General features: G+C 70.8%; 14 protein-coding genes and 1 pseudogene. 4 read left to right on the plus strand and 11 right to left on the minus strand.

What is annotated here, in order from left to right; translation table 11 throughout:
• Positions 1–111: 111 nt before the first annotated feature.
• Entirely contained in the window at positions 112–1725 is a 1614-nt protein-coding gene (locus NV348_RS05625) for a DHA2 family efflux MFS transporter permease subunit (protein WP_447146024.1), read from the minus strand.
• 85 nt (positions 1726–1810) lie between these two features.
• Here NV348_RS05625 and NV348_RS05630 point away from each other — a divergent pair, with 85 nt between their 5' ends.
• Positions 1811–2308, plus strand: a complete 498-nt coding sequence (locus NV348_RS05630) for a MarR family winged helix-turn-helix transcriptional regulator (protein ID WP_447146025.1) — start codon at positions 1811–1813, stop codon at positions 2306–2308.
• Here the strand turns inward: NV348_RS05630 and NV348_RS05635 are convergent.
• Positions 2301–3071: a DoxX family protein gene (locus tag NV348_RS05635; RefSeq protein WP_447146026.1), complete on the minus strand. Its 771-nt coding sequence runs from the start codon at positions 3069–3071 to the stop codon at positions 2301–2303. The genes NV348_RS05630 and NV348_RS05635 overlap by 8 nt on opposite strands.
• A 171-nt stretch (positions 3072–3242) precedes the next feature.
• Here NV348_RS05635 and NV348_RS05640 point away from each other — a divergent pair, with 171 nt between their 5' ends.
• Positions 3243–4367 carry a PQQ-dependent sugar dehydrogenase gene (locus NV348_RS05640; protein WP_447146027.1) on the plus strand — a complete coding sequence of 375 codons (1125 nt, stop codon included), beginning with the start codon at positions 3243–3245 and terminating at the stop codon, positions 4365–4367.
• A 50-nt stretch (positions 4368–4417) separates the two neighbouring features.
• Here NV348_RS05640 and gatB read toward each other — a convergent pair whose 3' ends face one another.
• The 8 genes and pseudogenes from gatB to NV348_RS05680 form a co-directional block, all read right to left on the minus strand.
• The gene (gatB, locus tag NV348_RS05645) at positions 4418–5923 is read right to left on the minus strand and encodes an Asp-tRNA(Asn)/Glu-tRNA(Gln) amidotransferase subunit GatB (RefSeq protein WP_447146028.1); all 1506 of its coding nucleotides are present in this window, start codon (positions 5921–5923) and stop codon (positions 4418–4420) included.
• 21 nt (positions 5924–5944) lie between these two features.
• Positions 5945–7318 (minus strand): alpha/beta hydrolase family protein, encoded by a 1374-nt coding sequence (locus NV348_RS05650; protein ID WP_447146029.1) that lies wholly within the window; start codon positions 7316–7318, stop codon positions 5945–5947.
• A 47-nt stretch (positions 7319–7365) separates the two neighbouring features.
• Positions 7366–8400, minus strand: a complete 1035-nt coding sequence (locus tag NV348_RS05655) for an ATP-dependent 6-phosphofructokinase (protein ID WP_447146030.1) — start codon at positions 8398–8400, stop codon at positions 7366–7368.
• A gap of 28 nt (positions 8401–8428) precedes the next feature.
• Positions 8429–9322 carry a hypothetical protein gene (locus NV348_RS05660; protein ID WP_447146031.1) on the minus strand — a complete coding sequence of 298 codons (894 nt, stop codon included), beginning with the start codon at positions 9320–9322 and terminating at the stop codon, positions 8429–8431.
• Between the two features lie 110 nt (positions 9323–9432).
• Positions 9433–10242, minus strand: coding sequence for a formate dehydrogenase accessory sulfurtransferase FdhD (fdhD, locus tag NV348_RS05665; protein ID WP_447146032.1), 810 nt, complete (start codon positions 10240–10242; stop codon positions 9433–9435).
• Positions 10242–10385, minus strand: coding sequence for a hypothetical protein (locus NV348_RS05670; protein ID WP_447146033.1), 144 nt, complete (start codon positions 10383–10385; stop codon positions 10242–10244). The genes fdhD and NV348_RS05670 overlap by 1 nt, the downstream gene beginning before the upstream one ends.
• A gap of 83 nt (positions 10386–10468) precedes the next feature.
• Positions 10469–10579, minus strand: a pseudogene (locus NV348_RS05675) (LysR family transcriptional regulator); the annotation flags it as partial.
• Position 10580: 1 nt separating this feature from the next.
• Positions 10581–10751, minus strand: coding sequence for a hypothetical protein (locus NV348_RS05680; RefSeq protein WP_447146034.1), 171 nt, complete (start codon positions 10749–10751; stop codon positions 10581–10583).
• Between the two features lie 599 nt (positions 10752–11350).
• Between NV348_RS05680 and NV348_RS05685 the strand changes: the two genes are divergently transcribed.
• Positions 11351–12016 carry a hypothetical protein gene (locus NV348_RS05685; RefSeq protein ID WP_447146035.1) on the plus strand — a complete coding sequence of 222 codons (666 nt, stop codon included), beginning with the start codon at positions 11351–11353 and terminating at the stop codon, positions 12014–12016.
• Between the two features lie 69 nt (positions 12017–12085).
• On the plus strand, positions 12086–12259 hold the full coding sequence (locus NV348_RS05690; protein ID WP_447146036.1) for a hypothetical protein: 174 nt from the start codon (positions 12086–12088) through the stop codon (positions 12257–12259).
• Between the two features lie 75 nt (positions 12260–12334).
• Here the strand turns inward: NV348_RS05690 and NV348_RS05695 are convergent, their stop codons facing one another.
• Positions 12335–15673, minus strand: a complete 3339-nt coding sequence (locus NV348_RS05695) for a serine/threonine-protein kinase (RefSeq protein ID WP_447146037.1) — start codon at positions 15671–15673, stop codon at positions 12335–12337.
• Between the last annotated feature and the right edge of the window lie 91 nt (positions 15674–15764).

The raw sequence follows: 15764 nt of genomic DNA on the forward strand, positions 1-15764 counted from the left end.
GTGGGCTCAGCCGATTTCCGGTGAGCTACCCGTGTTCTCGCGAATTCAGGCGGCTGTTCTCGCCGTCGCACCAGGTCGGGGCCGGGTGTGGCGGGGCGGACCTTGTCGTCCTCACACGAGCGCGGGTTGTGCTGTCGGCGTGGCTGATTCGTCGCCCGTGCGGGACGGGATGAGCGCGGTGGCGATCAGACCGAGCAGGACGAAGCCCGCGGCCAGGTAGCCGCCGAGGGTGATGCCGTCGGTCATGGCCGCCCGTCCGGCCTCGGCGACCTCGACCGTCGCAGGCTGGGCGGCGAAGCCTTCGATCGCCGCGCCCGCACTGCTGGTGACGGCGTGCGCGTACTGCTGCGCCTGGGCCGGTGGCAGGCCCGCCGCGGTGAGGTCGTCGTCGACGTTCGAGCTCAGCGTGGTGAAGAACACCGTGGTGAGCACCGCGATGCCGAGCGCGGAACCGAGCTGACGGAAGGCGCTCTGGATGCCGGAGGCCTGGCCGTTGTCGTTCTCGGGGATCTCGGCGAGCACCACATTGGTGACCTGGGCCGTGGCGAAGCCGACGCCGATGCCGTACACGCACAGGATCAGCGAGATCACCCACCAGGAACTGTCGGTGGCGGCGAAGAACGCGAGCGCCGCCAGGCCGACGACCTCGAGCGCGAGCCCCAGCCGCACCATGTTCAGCGGTGACGCCTTGCCCGCCAGGCCGAAGCTGGCGCCGCTGGCGAGGAAACTGCCGATGGCGATCGGTACCAGCGCCAGCCCGGACTGCACCGCGCTGTAGCCGAGGGTGAACTGCAACCACAGCGGCAGGACGGCGACGATGCCGAACTCGCCGAGTCCGATGATCAGCGTCGCCACATTGCCGTTGCGGAACGAGGCCAGCCGGAACAGGCTCAGGTCCATCAGCGCCTTGTCGGCGTCGGGACCACGGCGCAGCAGCACCTGGCGCAGCACGAAACCGGTCAGCGCGAGCCCGCTCAGCACGAGCGCCACGAGCACCGGCGACGGTCCGCCGCTCCAGGTGAAGCCGCCGATGCCGAGCGGATGGACGGTGGTGATCCAGCCGTAGGTGCGGCCTTCGACCAGACCGAACGCCAGCAACCCGAGGCCGAGCACCGACAGGATCGAGCCGACGACATCGAGGCGTCCCGCGACCTTCGGCGAGGGCGCGATGCACGCCAGCACGCCGATCACGATCAACACCGCCAGCGGCACGTTGATCCCGAACGCCCAGCGCCACGACACGTGCTCGGCCAGCCAGCCGCCGAGCAGCGGGCCGAGCGCGGCGGCGGCACCGATCGTCGAACCCCATACCGCGAACGCCTGACCACGCGCTTTACCGGTGAAGGTGGCATTGAGCAGGGCCAGCGAGGTCGGCAGGATCATCGCGGCGCCCGCGCCCTGCAGGAACCGCGCGACGACCAGCAGTCCGCCGCCGGGAGCCAGCCCGGCCAGGACGCTGGTCGCGCCGAAGACGACGACTCCGGCGACGAACACCCGCCGCGCCCCGACGATGTCGGCAATGCGCCCGACCACCAACAGCAGGGCCGCGAACACGATCGCGTAGGACTCCTGAATCCATTGCGCCTCGGTCGAACCCGTGTCCAGATCTTCGATGATCGACGGGATGATCACGTTCACGATCGTGGTGTCGACCACGATCAGCGCCACACCGAGGGCGATGGCGATCAAGCCGAGCCATCGGCGGATGGACGACTCTTGACTCATCGCATCTCCTATTTCCATGGTGGAATATTTCCATGGTCAAAGTAGATTGTGGGCAATAGGATGTCAACCGATGCGAAAGGAACCTATGAGTCGGTCGGACGCTGGTGCGCAGTATCAACGGATCCACGAGGGCCTGCGCGCCTACGGCGCGAACTACCGCGAATTCACCCATCGGTTCGCGACCTGGCTCGGGTTGCACTCCACCGATGCCGAGGCGCTGATCGAGATCCTCACCGCCGAGGAACGCGGCGGCACGCTGTCACCCGCGCGCCTCAGCGAGCGGATCTCGTTGTCCAACAGCGCGACCACCGCGCTGCTGAACCGGCTGGAGAAGGCCGGTCACATCGTCCGCAGCCGTGAACACGACGACCGGCGCGTCGTCACACTGCGCAGCACCCCGCGCATCCACGCCCTGGCCGGAGACTTCTTCGGGCCGCTCGGGGTGAAGGTGGAGGACACGGTGATGGGGAAATACTCCCCGGCCGAGCTGCGGCGGTTCGAGGAATTCCTGGCCGATGTGCGGACCACCATGACCGCACATCTGGCCGAGCCCGCACCGCCGCAGCCGCTGGAACTCAGCTGAACGGGCCGATGCCCGTCAGAGGGTTGCCGCCGTGGAGGAACAGGTAGGTGCCGATCGCGGCGGCGATGGCGAGCAGGACGACGGTGAAAGAGCCGTAGGCCGGGCGGGTGGCCCAGCCGCGGGCGCGGTCGAAGGACCAGCGGCCGGGGCCGGTGAGGATGATCGCCAGGGCCGCGCCTGCCAGGATCGAGTCGAGCTCGACGCCGGTCGGCGTGCCCGCGTTGTACTGGAAGCCGGCGATCATGCCCTGCTTCCACATCCACGCGGTCAGGATCGTCGCCAGCACGGCGCCCGCGGCGAGCGGAGTGGCCAGGCCGAGGACGAGCAGGATGCCGCCACCGAGCTCGCCGGCGATCACCAGGGCAGTCGACAGCGACGGGTAGTCCCAGCCGCCGCCCTCCATCATCGCCTTGGTGCCGTCGAGGCCGGGGCCGTGGAACCACCCGGTGAGCTTCTGCAGGCCGTGGTAGATGAAGGTGTAGCCGACCACCAGGCGCAGCACGAACAGGCCCAGGTCGAGGGTGCCGCGGCGGGGCTCACGGTTGCGGCGCTGCAGCCGGACCGCGCCCGCGGAGGCGGCGGCCGCGGGCGGGATCGACGCGTAGCCGTAGCCGTCGTCGCCCCCACCGGCGGCCTGCGCGGCGCTCGTGGTCGGCACCTCGTCACCGGGGTCGAGGCCGAGGTCCTCGTCGGTGCGCGGAATGTCCTTGTGCAGGTCCGGTTTCGGCATCTGCGTGGTGGGCGAATCGTACGGGCTGGTCACCGGGCGACCCGACGACGACGCGGGTGGTCCGGTCGGCGCCGGCCCATCGGCGTTCGGTGTGTCATTCGACTTGTCGGTCACCGTCTCACCCTATGACGTGCCGAGTCGGTGTGCCGGTCTTCCCCGGAACGGGCGTGTCAGCGGTACTCGGCTGCCGGTAACGTCTGTGCCATGAGTTCGGTATTCGCGGGCCGCGTGGCAATCGGGTTGGCGCTGGGCACCGTCTTGGTCGCCGGGTGCGCCCGATTCGACGAGTCGGCGTCGAGCCCGTTCACCACCGAGCCGTCGCTGGGTGGGTCCAATGTCGAACCGAAGAAGCCGCAGGACGCACCGTCGCAGGTGCCGCGGCCGACCGGGCCGTGCATAGATCCCGACCCGAATGTCATCGCCACCTGCCTGGATTCGGCCGCCGGGCTGATCCCGGCCGGCGACGGCGCGCTGGTGGCGGAGCGGCGCACCGGCCGCATCCTGCAGGTGAGCCCGGTGGACGCGAGCACGCCGCAGCCGGCGCCGGTGGAGATCGCCAGTGTCGCGGTCGACGGATCGGCCGACGGCGGCATCTCCGACATCGTGCTCTCGCCCACCTTCGGCGAGGACGGGCTGATGTACGCCTACATCACCACCGGCAGCGACAACCGCGTCGTCCGGCTGTCGAGAAACGGTGGCGCGCCCAAGGAGATCCTCACCGGAATCCCCAAGGGCGCCACCGGGAATCGCGGCGCCATCGAATGGGCGACCCCCACCCAGCTGATGGTGCTCACCGGCGACGCCGGCAACCCGGGCGCGGCCGCCGATCCGGGCTCGCTCGGCGGCAAACTGCTGCGCCTGGAGTCACCGTCCTCGGGCGTCAACACGCCTCAGGTGGTCGCCTCGGGCCTCGGCTCGGCGGGCGACATCTGCCGCGACGGCAAGGACGGCATGTGGGTCACCGACCGCACCGCCGCCGAGGACCGGCTCCAGCATCTGGGCACCGACGGCACCCTCAGCGTCGCCTGGACCTGGCCCGATCGTCCCGGTGTCGGCGGCTGCACCGCCACCGGTGACGGCGTCGCCGTCGCGCTCGGCGACGGCAAGGCGCTGGCCGCGGTCGGCGCCGACCCCAACACCTTCGCCGTCAGCGCCGCGCCCACCCTGATCGCTCAGGACAAGTACGGCAAGCTGCTCGGCGCCTCGGCCAGCGCCGACGGCAGCGTGTGGGTCACCACGACGAACAAGACCGACGGCGAGCCGGGCGAATTCGACGACCGCGTCGTACGTATCCCGCCCCCGCAGGGCGGCGCGGGCGGACCGGACTAGGAAAGCGACCGCCCCCACCGGAATCCGGTGGGGGCGGTCGTTTCGCACACTCACGCGCAGGCGGCGAGCACCAATTCGCGGACCTTGGCGGCGTCGGCCTGGCCACGGGTGGCCTTCATCACGTCGCCGACGATCTTGCCCGCCGCCTGGACCTTGCCGGAGCGGATCTTCTCGGCGATGTCGGGATTGGCGGCCAGCGCCTTCTCGACCTCGACCTGCAGGGCGGAGTCGTCGCTGACCATGCCGAGGCCCTTGGCCTCGACGATGGCGGCGGGCTCGCCCTCACCCGCGAGGACGAAGTCGACGACCTGCTTGGCGACCTTGTTGTTGACGGTCTTGGCCTCGACCAGCGCGATCACCGCGGCCACCTGCGCGGGGGTGATCGGCAGCTCGGCGAGGGCGACCTCGCGCTCCTTGGCCTTCTCGGTCAGGTAGGCGACCCACCACGAGCGCGCCTCGTTCGCCGGGGCGCCCGCCTCGACGGTGGCGATGATCAGGTCGAGGGCTCCTGCGTTGACGAGGTCGCGCATGACCTCGTCCGACAGCCCCCAGTCGGCCTGGATCCGGGCGCGCACCAGCCACGGGTACTCGGGGATGGTGGCGCGCAGTTGTTCGACCCACTCGGCGGCCGGGGCGACGGGCTCGAGGTCCGGCTCCGGGAAGTAGCGGTAGTCCTCGGCGGTCTCCTTGCGGCGACCCGCGGAGGTGGAGCCGTCGGCCTCGTTGAAGTGCCGCGTCTCCTGGACGATCTCGCCGCCGTCGGTGAGCACGGCCGCCTGACGGCGCATCTCGTAGCGCACCGCGACCTCGACGCTCTTGAGCGAGTTCACGTTCTTGGTCTCGGTGCGGGTGCCGAATTCCTTCGCGCCCACCGGCATCAGCGACACGTTGGCGTCGCAGCGCAGCGAGCCCTGCTCCATCTTCACGTCCGAGACGTTCAGCGACCGCAGCACCTCACGCAGCGCGGTGACGTAGGCGCGCGCAACCTCGGGCGCGCGCTCACCGGCGCCGGTGATCGGCTTGGTGACGATCTCGATCAGCGGCACGCCCGCGCGGTTGAAATCGAGCAGCGAGTGGCTGGCGCCGTGGATCCGGCCGGTCGCGCCGCCCACGTGCAGCGACTTGCCGGTGTCCTCCTCCATGTGGGCGCGCTCGATGTCGACCCGGAAGGTGGAGCCGTCGTCGAGCACCACATCGAGGAAGCCCTCGGTGGCGATCGGCTCGTCGTACTGGCTGATCTGGTAGTTCTTCGGCTGATCGGGGTAGAAGTAGTTCTTGCGCGCGAACCGGCCCCACGGGGTGATCGAGCAGTTCAGCGCGAGACCGATCCGGATGGCCGACTCGACGGCCTTCTCGTTGACCACCGGCAGCGAGCCGGGCAGGCCGAGGCAGACCGGGCACACCTGGGTATTGGGTTCGGCGCCGAACTCGGTGGGGCAACCGCAGAACATCTTGGTCGCCGTGGACAACTCGACGTGGACCTCCATGCCGAGCACCGGCTCGTACCGGGAGATGACATCGGCGTAGTCCATCAACTCGACCGTGGGTGCACTCATAGCTGTCTATCTTAGGAAGCTCTAGCGGGGCGGGACGCGCTGGGTGAGCCAGTCGGTGACGTAAGTGAGCACCGCCGGGTCGATGGTGGTCTCGATGGACGCGTATTCGCTGGGTTTGCCCGTTTCGGTGGGCTGCATCAGGTGGTTGACGCCGGGAAAGGTGTACACGGTGGCGTCGGGGTCGCCCGCCAGATTCGCCCGCATCGGCGGTTCGTTCTGCGTCGCGAGCACCTGCTGGTCCTTGTCGCCGAAGAAGGCCAGCACCGGCACCCGCAGCGCTTCCAGCGCGGGTTTCGGGTCGTAGGTGATGAACGAGGCCATGTACGGGGTGTTGAAGGAGTCGAGCGTCGCCTGGGACGCGCGCTGGTCGGGCGGCAGCGAGTCGTTGTGCTGCTGTGCGAAGGCCGCGGCGCCTTCGGTATCGCCCGCACGCAGCAGCTCCGACCAGCGGGTGACGTAGGCGACCTGGGCGTCGATCTCGTCCTGCGATGCGCCCGCCGCGGCCATGATCACCTTGTTCTGCTCGATCAGCACGTCCGCACCGACTACCGACGGACCAGCCATGAGCACCGCGAACGCGATGTCGCTGTCGGGCCGGGCGGCGACCAGCGGGGCGAGGTAGCCGCCCTCGCTGTGCCCGAAGAGGCCGACCTTCGCCGGGTCGATCTCGGGCCGGGCGCGCAGGAACGCGACGCCCGCGGCGGCGTCGGCGGCGAGATCGGGATAGGTGGCGTCGTCGAGTTTGCCGCCGGTGCCGCCGACGCCGCGGTCGTCGGTACGCAGGACGGCGTAGCCGGCGCGGGTGAAGGTGTCGGCCAGCAGCCGGAACGGGCGGTGGCCCATCAGCTCCTCGTCGCGGTCCTGCGGGCCGCTGCCGGAGATCAGCAGCATCGCCGGGAACGGGCCGCTGCCTTCGGGTTCGGTGAGGGTGCCCGCGATGGTGATGTCACCGTTGCGGTAGGTGACGTCCTCACTGCGGTACGGGTACGGCGGTATCGGGTCCTGCGGCCTGGCGACGCCCTCGACCGGCCCGCGGCGCAGCACCAGCGGCAGCGTCTGGCCGGACTGCACCCAATCACCGGTGAGCTGCTCGCCGTCGAGCTTGCCGCGGAAGCCCGGGTCGCCCGGTGCGTCGGGAACCGTGAACTCGACCCGGTCCGGCTCGGTGCGCACATCCTTCAGTGCCGCGGCGCGCACGCCCTGCACCGGGATGTCGATGGTGGCCGAACCGTCCTCGGCGAAGGTCACGCCGATGGCGATCGGCGCGTCCGGCACCTGGATGTCGCCGTGCCACGGCCCTTGGACGGCGGGACCGGCCTCCTCGTCCGAGGAACAGCCCGTCACCAGCGCGGCGACGACGAACAGAACCGAAACGATCACTCGACCGGTGCGCATACGGCAACGGTACCGACGCGCACCGGAAAGTCGAGGACCGCGGCGGTTCAGCCGAAGAAGGCCTGCGCCTCGCTGAGCCGTTCGGCGGGCACCCGCTTGAGCTGCTTGGTGGCCTCCGACAGCGGAACCAGCCCGATGGTGGTGCCGTGCAGGGCGACCATCTGCCCGAAATGTCCCGCGTGCACCGCTTCCGCGGCGTGCACGCCGAACCGGGTCGCCAGGATGCGGTCGTACGGAGTCGGGCTGCCGCCGCGCTGCACGTGGCCGAGCACGGTGGTGCGGACCTCCTTGCCGATCCGGCGCTCGATCTCGGACCCGAGCTGCTGGGCGACGCCGGTGAACCGCTCGTGGCCGAACTCGTCGATGCCGCCCTCGCGCAGCGTGAAGCCGGAATCCGGTGCGGGATGCGCGCCTTCGGCGACCACGCAGATGAAGTGCTTGTCCCCGCGCTGGAAACGGCTCTTGATCATCGCGCACACCTGCGCCACGTCGAAGGGTTCCTCGGGCACCAGCGTCAGGTGCGCGCCCGCGGCGATGCCGGCGTTCAGCGCGATCCAGCCCGCGTGCCTGCCCATCACCTCGACCAGCATCACCCGCTGATGGGATTCGGCGGTGGTGTGCAGCCGGTCGATGGCCTCGGTGGCGATCGAGAGGGCGGTGTCGTGGCCGAACGTGACATCGGTGCAGTCGATGTCGTTGTCGATGGTCTTGGGGACGCCGACCACCGGTACCCCCTCTTCGGAGAGCCAGCTCGCGGCGGTGAGCGTGCCCTCGCCGCCGATCGCGATGAGCGCTTCGATGCCGTTGTCGTCGAGGGTCTGCTTGATCCGGCCGAGCCCGGCGCGCAGCACGTCGGGATTGGTGCGCGCGGTGCCGAGCATGGTGCCGCCCTTGGTGAGCAGCCGGTCGGTGCGGTCGTCGTTGTGGATGCGGATCTTGCGGTCCTCTAGCAGGCCGCGCCAACCGTCCTCGAACCCGACGATCGAGTCGCCGTAGCGGCCGTTGGCGGTGCGGACGACAGCCCGGATCACCGCGTTCAGCCCTGGACAGTCTCCGCCTCCGGTCAAGACTCCGATACGCATGGCGTTCATCTTGCCGCACCTGCGGCGATCAGGAGCAGTGACCTCCGGCGAGCTCGCTGAGATGACCCGAGATCAGGGTCGCCATCTTGTCCAGCATGGTCATGCCGTCGTTGAAGGAGCCCGAATCCGGTTGCGCCGCGAAGGCGATCGCGATCCGGCCCGAAGGCGAATCGATGAGGCCGAACTGGCGAACCAGGTACTTGCCGGAGGGGTCGGGACCCCACCCGCCCTTGAACTCGGCGCTGCCGAACGCACCGAGACCCCAGCGATGGCTCGGGATGATCTGCTGCATGAGCCCCACCACGCGCTGGCTCTGCGGGATGCAGGGCAGGTGCGCGGCGAAGCGGACCTGATCGGCCAGCGTCCATTCGGCCTGCCCGTAGATCGACGCGTCGGCCCTGGTACGGGTGGTCGGCACCGTGGTCTCGGTGTCACCGCCCTCGCGCAGCACGTTCTCCACGGCCGTGGCGGCGGCGGCGCCGGAGCCCAGCGACTGCCACAGGGTGTCGGCGGCGCCGTTGTCGGAGGCCGTGATGGCCGAGGTCGCGGTGGTGGCGTAGGAGGCGTTGTTGCGGAGTGCGGCGATGGCCAGCGGCACCTTGATCGTCGACCAGGCCGGACCGGTGGCCCAGGTGCCGAAGGTGACCATCTTGTCCCCGCCGACCGGCATGATCGCCAGTCCCACGCTGCCGCGGATGCCCTGCTGTAGTGCGTTGAAGTCGGCGGCCAGACTGCCGGGCACCGCGATCGAGAGACTCCCGCCCGCGCCGCCCGCGCCGGGATCGACGACGACGGCGGTGCTGGTCGTCGTGCGCGGTGGTGTCGCGGACTTCGATCCGGAGCCGCACCCCGCGGTGAGCAGCACGACGGCTCCGAGCAGCGCGGTGAGCACCACCCGGACGGGGCGCCGATCTTTCGTCATCATGTAGAGCATCTTCGTTTCTGAACTCCCCCCGGGCTTCGATGCCGGGGTAGCAGTCCCGACACCGTACTGGGCAGTATGGCCGAACGCCCACTTCGACCGTGAAACGCTCAGGTCAGACGATGTTCACCCGTGTAGATATTCATCGACTCGCCACGCAGGAAGCCCACCAGCGTCAGCTCCGACTCGGCCGCCAGGTCTACGGCGAGCGAGCTCGGCGCCGACACCGCGGCCAGGATCGGGATGCCGGCCATCACCGCCTTCTGCGCCAGTTCGAAGGACGCGCGGCTGCTCACCACCAGGATCAGGTCGTGCGCCGGAATCCGGTTCTCCCGCAGTGCCCAGCCGATCACCTTGTCGACGGCGTTGTGCCTGCCGATGTCCTCGCGCACCGCGAGCAGCGTGCCGTCGGTGGTGAACAGGCCCGCCGCGTGCAGGCCGCCGGTGGCGTCGAAGAGTTTCTGCCCGGCGCGCAGCTGCTCGGGCAGGCCGGACAGGACGTCGGTGGGCACCGTCGCGATGTCGCGCGGGATCGGGTAGCGGGTGCGCGTGCGCACCTCGTCGAGGGCGGACTTGCCGCAGAGACCGCACGCGCCGGTGGTGGGGAAATTGCGGGTGTGCAGCGGCACCGGGGTGCGCAGGCGCAGGTCGAGCACGTTGTAGGTGTTGCGGCCCTCGTCGTCGGTGCCCGCGCAGTAGCGGGCAGTGACGATGTCCTCGGCCGCACCGATGATGTCCTCGCCGAACAGGAAGCCGTGCACCAGATCGATGTCGTTGCCCGGGGTGCGCATGGTGACGGTGAGCGACTGCCCGTCGACGCGGATCTCGAGCGGTTCCTCCACCGCCAGGGTGTCCGGACGCTGGATCCGTCCGGTCGGCGACAGCCGGATCGTCTTGCGCCGTGCGGTGACTCTGCTCATCAGGAGGTGCCCATCGGTCGTGTTGCGGTGGGTTCGCTCAGCCGGTCGCGATGCCGACGACACGTCGGCGCGAGGATGACCGTGCCGAAAGCGTAGGACAGCAGGCCGCGCCGGACCACGATGGCCCGGTCCAACCCGGTCACGGCCGGGTCGTCGAGCCGCACGCCCTCAGGCGGCGGGAAGATCGTCTGCCAGGGCTAGCTGCGGCGCCGGGACCAGGCCGAACGCGCAGCGCCTCGGACAGGGCGGGCGGGGAGACGCAGCGGGCCGCGGCTGCGCGGGCGAAGTGCCGTTCGCGGGCGAGGGCGACGAAGTACTCGTGCTGACGGAACAGCAGCTCAGTCGTCCTCGGCGTCGGCGGCCTTGTTGCGGGCCTTGGCGATCTCGAGCGCTCGCTCGGCGGTGGCCTGGTCCGGGTACGGGCCCATCCGGTCGCCGTACCAGCAGGTCTTGCCCTGTTCGGCCTGATGGTGCTTGATGCAGTAGTACCACTGGTTGTCGTCAGCCATGTCGACAGTATGCATCGGTTCGCATGTCAGCGGCAGGGAGGTCGAAGGCGTGCCGGACGCCGATTCGCGGATCGGCAGCGGGCGGTCACCGCGAGGCCGACGAACACCCGGGCGGCGGGCAGAGGATCAATGTCGGTGGTGAACCGTCGTGGGCGACCCGCGCAGCGCACGTCGAACCGCCGAAACGCAGGTGGGAGACGGTTTTCGGGACTCTACCGGAGGTGATAGGCGCCGCCTGTCGGATGCTCGGAAGTCTGTCTTGGACGCGGCCGGACCGGCGGGGCGCGCACACTCGAATCGCGCGCGACACGCTCGACGTCGGTGGGCCGGTACCCGGCCTACGCCCATCCGTGACCTCGGCGGTAGAGAATCCCCACCGGGTACCGACAGGCTTCGAACTCTTTCGATCGAAGGGAACACGTCATGGCTGACGGTCCGGTGAAGCCCTACCACCATCCGGCGGCGGGCGGGGGCGCGGCGCGGCCGGACACGTTCGAGATGGTCGGCAAGGCGCTGCGGGACCTGCCCGCGATCAACCACTGATGAAGAGCGTGAAAGTCACTGTCACACCATCGAGTTGACCCACCGAGGAGAACACTGTGAACGCGCATACCCGCGAGACGCTGGCGGCGATCACCGGACATCCGGCGCCCCGCGACCTCGAATGGACCCGGTTCGTCTCCCTGTGGGAGGACCTCGCCGACGAGGTCGAGCAGGAATCGGGTGATCGGCTCGCGGTGCGGATGAACGGACACCGCGAGGTCTTCCACCGACCACACGACGGCCGGGTCGCCATCGGCGATATCGAGCACGCGCGGCACCTGCTGGCCGAACATCCCGAGCTGAAGGGCGCGGGGTCGCTGTTCGCCGTCGCGATGGACGCCGAGACCGCCCGGATCCTGCACTTCGACCTGGACACCACCGACGTCAGCGACACCGAGCGCGACGTGCGCAACGCCGACACCGCCGCCCGGCATCTGCGCACGGTCGAGCGGCACACCGGGCACGACGATCACCAGGTGTACCTGCGCTATTTCGACGATCTCGCCGTCGCGCTTGTCGCGGAGATCGGCACCGAACCGTTCGTGCTGCTCGGGCACGGCACCGGGACCTCTGATGTCGCCGAGGATTTCGCGCTGCGGTTGCAGGAGACGAACCACGCGCTGGCCGACCGGATCACCGGTATCGGCGTCATCGATCTCAGCGCGGCCGACGACGCGGCGATCGAGGCCGCGGCGCAGAAGATCGCCCGGCAGGCCAGGTAGGAGGCACCCGAGCTCGGGCGGCCGCTGATCGCCAATCAGCTGCGCCGCTCCGCCCTGGAAGCCGACGGCGTGCTGCTGTTCGCCGACGAGGGGACGACGGTCGCGGTCAGCACGGCCGGGCCCGGTGAGGTGGTCAACCAGGACATGGCGGATCGGTTGCGCCGGGCGGACACTCAGGTGGTCGCCGAGTATGTCGATCACCGGGTCGTGGAGCGATCCGGCCACGGTCACCCGGCTCGGTGACACCGTGGCGTCGGCCGCGAGCTGACGCGAGATCCCCGCCGCGACCCGTGTTCCGGGCCGCGGCCGGTTCGAGGCTCAGTAGACGTAGACCACGGCGTTCTCGCCGCCGATGCAGGTGACGAGCTTGCCCTCGGGCGTGCAGGTCATCGTGTAGGTGCGGCCCGTCACCGGGCTGGCCGCCACCACCGGTCGCGGACCCGGTGCCGTGCCACCGCCGACGTAGGCGGCCCTGACCGCTTCGGCGAAGCCGCAACTGGTGACCGTGGTCCCCACCGCCGCCTTCCCGAACGCGCCACTGGCAGTACCGGATTCGCAGGGCTGGGCGCCCGCGGGCAAGGTCACCGGACCGGCCGAGGTCGTCGGTGCGGCGGTGGTCGCCCGCGGTGCCGTGGTCCCGGGGACGCCGCCGGTGCCACCGGGCGCGGCCGAGCTCGGCGCGGCACTGGTGGTCTCCGTCGAATCCGCCGCCGACATCAGCCGCCAGCCGATCGCGCCGCCGATGGCCAGCACCACGACGGCGAGCACGCCGACGAGGATCGGCAACAGTAGGGAGCGCCGGGGGCGCGAATCCTGCTGCTGCCAGGCCGGATCCGGTCCATAGCCCGGGTCGGGGCCGTACGGATCGGCCGGATCGCGGTAGGCGTGATCGCCATAGGTGTTGTGCTGATCGTCGTACTGGGAGTAGGCATCCGGCGCGCCCCCGGCGTAGTGCTGGGTCGCGGCCGCGCGCGCCGGGTCGTCGGGCGCCTGGTGCGCGGGGAACGGGGCAGCGCCACCGCGATACTGCCGCGTCGCCTGTGCGCGTTGCGGGTCCGGCTCGTCGAACGGATCGTTCGGCACACCGAACCGGTCGGCGCCCTGGTAGTGCTGGGTCGGCGCGGCCCGCTGCGCGTCGATGCCCGCCGGGTCGAACTGCTCGGTGGCGGGGAACCGGCCGTCGGGGGAACCACCGAAGTGCTGGGTCGCGGCTGATCGCTGCGGGTCGTATTGCTCGGTGGCGGGGCCGAAGCCGTCATCGGGTGCGCCGCCGAAGTGCTGAGTGGCGGCTGCCCGCTGCGGATCGTATTGCTCGGTGGCCGGACCGAACCGGTCGTTCGGAGCGCCACCGAAGTGCTGTGTCACGGCCGACCGTTGTGGATCGGCCGGGTCGTACTGCTCGGTCGGTGGGCCGAAGCGATCCGGAGTGCCGCCGAACTGTTCGGTCGGGGCCGCGAAGCGGGCGGACGGATCGTCGGCGGCGGGACCACCGAATCGGGCGTCCGGACCGAACTGATCGCCGTCGAACTTCTGGGTCGGCGCGAAACGCGGCACCGAGGTGGGGCGACCATCGTCGAACGGTCCTGCCGGAGAATCGAATCGAGTCTCCGGGCCGTCGGACCGCTGGGCGGGGGCGCCGAATCCGCCGGGCGACTGGGTGTCGCCGAACGGCTGGGCGGGAGCACCCGGCCGGGCACCGGGATTCGAGTGGCTGTCGCCGAAAAGATCCGCGGACGAATCGAATCGGGCATCCGGGGTCGGGGGCTGGTCGCCGTACTGCTGGGTCGGGGCGAACCGGGGGTTCGGGTTCGACGGGCCGTGATGTTCTGCCGAGGGGCCGTCGAACCGCTGGGTCGGGGCGGCGCGTTGCGGGACCGGGCCTGAGGGCGGGTCGAGCCGCGGCGGCGGGGCCGGGCGGTCGGCGTCGGGCGGGACGAAACCGGTGGGTGCGGGGAACGGCGGGACCGGGACCGGGCCGGAGGTGTCGCCGGGCTGCGCACCGCCGTAGAGGTGGGCATCCGGGAACGGGCGCATCTTCGGCAGGCCCTGGTCCGGGGTGTAGGCGGGCGGGGGTTCGGGCGCGGGCGGCTCGTCCACCGACGGGAGCGGGGTGAAATGGGTATCGGCCGCGCGGATCTCGGCGGGGCCGGTCGGCTGGATCACCGCGGGGATGGAGATCTCGCCGGTGCCCTCGACCGGGATGCGGTGGAAACCGGTGGTCTCGCCCGGGCCGGGCGCGGACGCGGGCGGCCGGATGATCAGCGTCGGCTGCGCGCCGGTCGCGCTGGTCTGGCTGCGCGAGGTCTCGACACCGCCGGTCGCGGTCACCGCGCCGACGACCCGGAACTCACCGGTCGGCGTGGGCGCGGGCTCCGGCGCGTCCGCCCCCGGCGCACCGGGGGCCGCGCGTCCTCCGGCAGCAGGGCGGCCGCCAGTCGTGCCAGCTGCGGGCGTTCCACCAGGTACAGCGCGCCCACCGGTCGTGGTGCCGGCAGGAGCCGCACCGGGCACAGCACGCCCACCAGTCGCCGCACCCGCAGGCACACCGGGCACAGCACGCCCACCAGTCGCCGCACCCGCAGGCACACCGGGCACAGCACGCCCACCAGTCGTCGCACCCGCAGGCGCGCCAGGAACGGCACGCCCACCGGTCGCACCGGCGGACGCGTTCTGGGCGGCGGCACCGGCGGCCAGGCCACCGGGCACCTCGCGTCCCGGGACCGCACCGGGCGGCACCTGACGGGCGCCGGTCGCGGCGGCCGCGGCGCCGAACGCGGCACCGGCGGCGCCGAAGGGCGCTCCGTGTCCACCGCCGACGGGACCGCGTGTGCCGGGCGGCGGGGCCCCGGGCCCGCGCATCGGCGCACCGCCCTGCAGCATCGCCGCGGCGAGCGCGTCCCTGGCCGCGACCGCGAGCGCACCCGCGCTCGGGTACCGATCGGCCGGGTCCTTGGCCATGCCACGGGCGATGACCTCGTCGAGGGTCGTGGGCAGCCCGTGCAGGATCTCGCTGGGTCGCGGCGGCACCTCCGAGAGGTGCGCGCGGATCAGCACGCTCATGCTGGCGGCGGGGAACGGCGAGGCGCCGGTGAGGCATTCGTGCAGCACGCAGGCCAGCGAGTAGACGTCGGCGCGATGCGAGATCGGGCCGACGTCGAAGCGTTCGGGCGCCATATAGATGTAGGAGCCCATGGCCATCCCGGCCTGGGTCACCGCGCTGTCGCCCTCGGTGTGGGCGATGCCGAAGTCGGCGAGGTAGGCGAAGTCGGCGGGGGTGACCAGGATGTTGGCCGGTTTCACGTCACGATGCACCAGCCCACCGGCGTGCGCGGCGTCGAGGGCGGCGGCGATCTGCTCGACCACCGCGACCGCGCGATCGGGGCTCATCGGCCCGCCCGCGTGCAGCACGGTCCGCAGGTCGGTGCCGGGGACCAGGCGCATGTCGATGAACAGCACCCCGTCGATCACGCCCCAGTCGTGGATCGGGATGACGTGCGGTTCGGCCAGCTTCGCCGCCGCCTGGGACTCCCGGCGGAACCGGACCTGATAGGCGGGGTCCTGCGCGAGTTCCTCCGCCAGCAACTTCAGGGCGACCACACGGTCCTTGCCGGTGTCGTAGGCCTCGTAGACCTCGCCCATCCCGCCTTTGCCCAGCATCGACCGCAACTCGTACGGACCGAACCTGCTCCCCGTCCGTGACCCAGGTGCCTGCACCGGCGTCCGCCTCCCACTTCTCGCATGTCCGAGG

This window comes from Nocardia fodinahabitans, assembly GCF_052983615.1.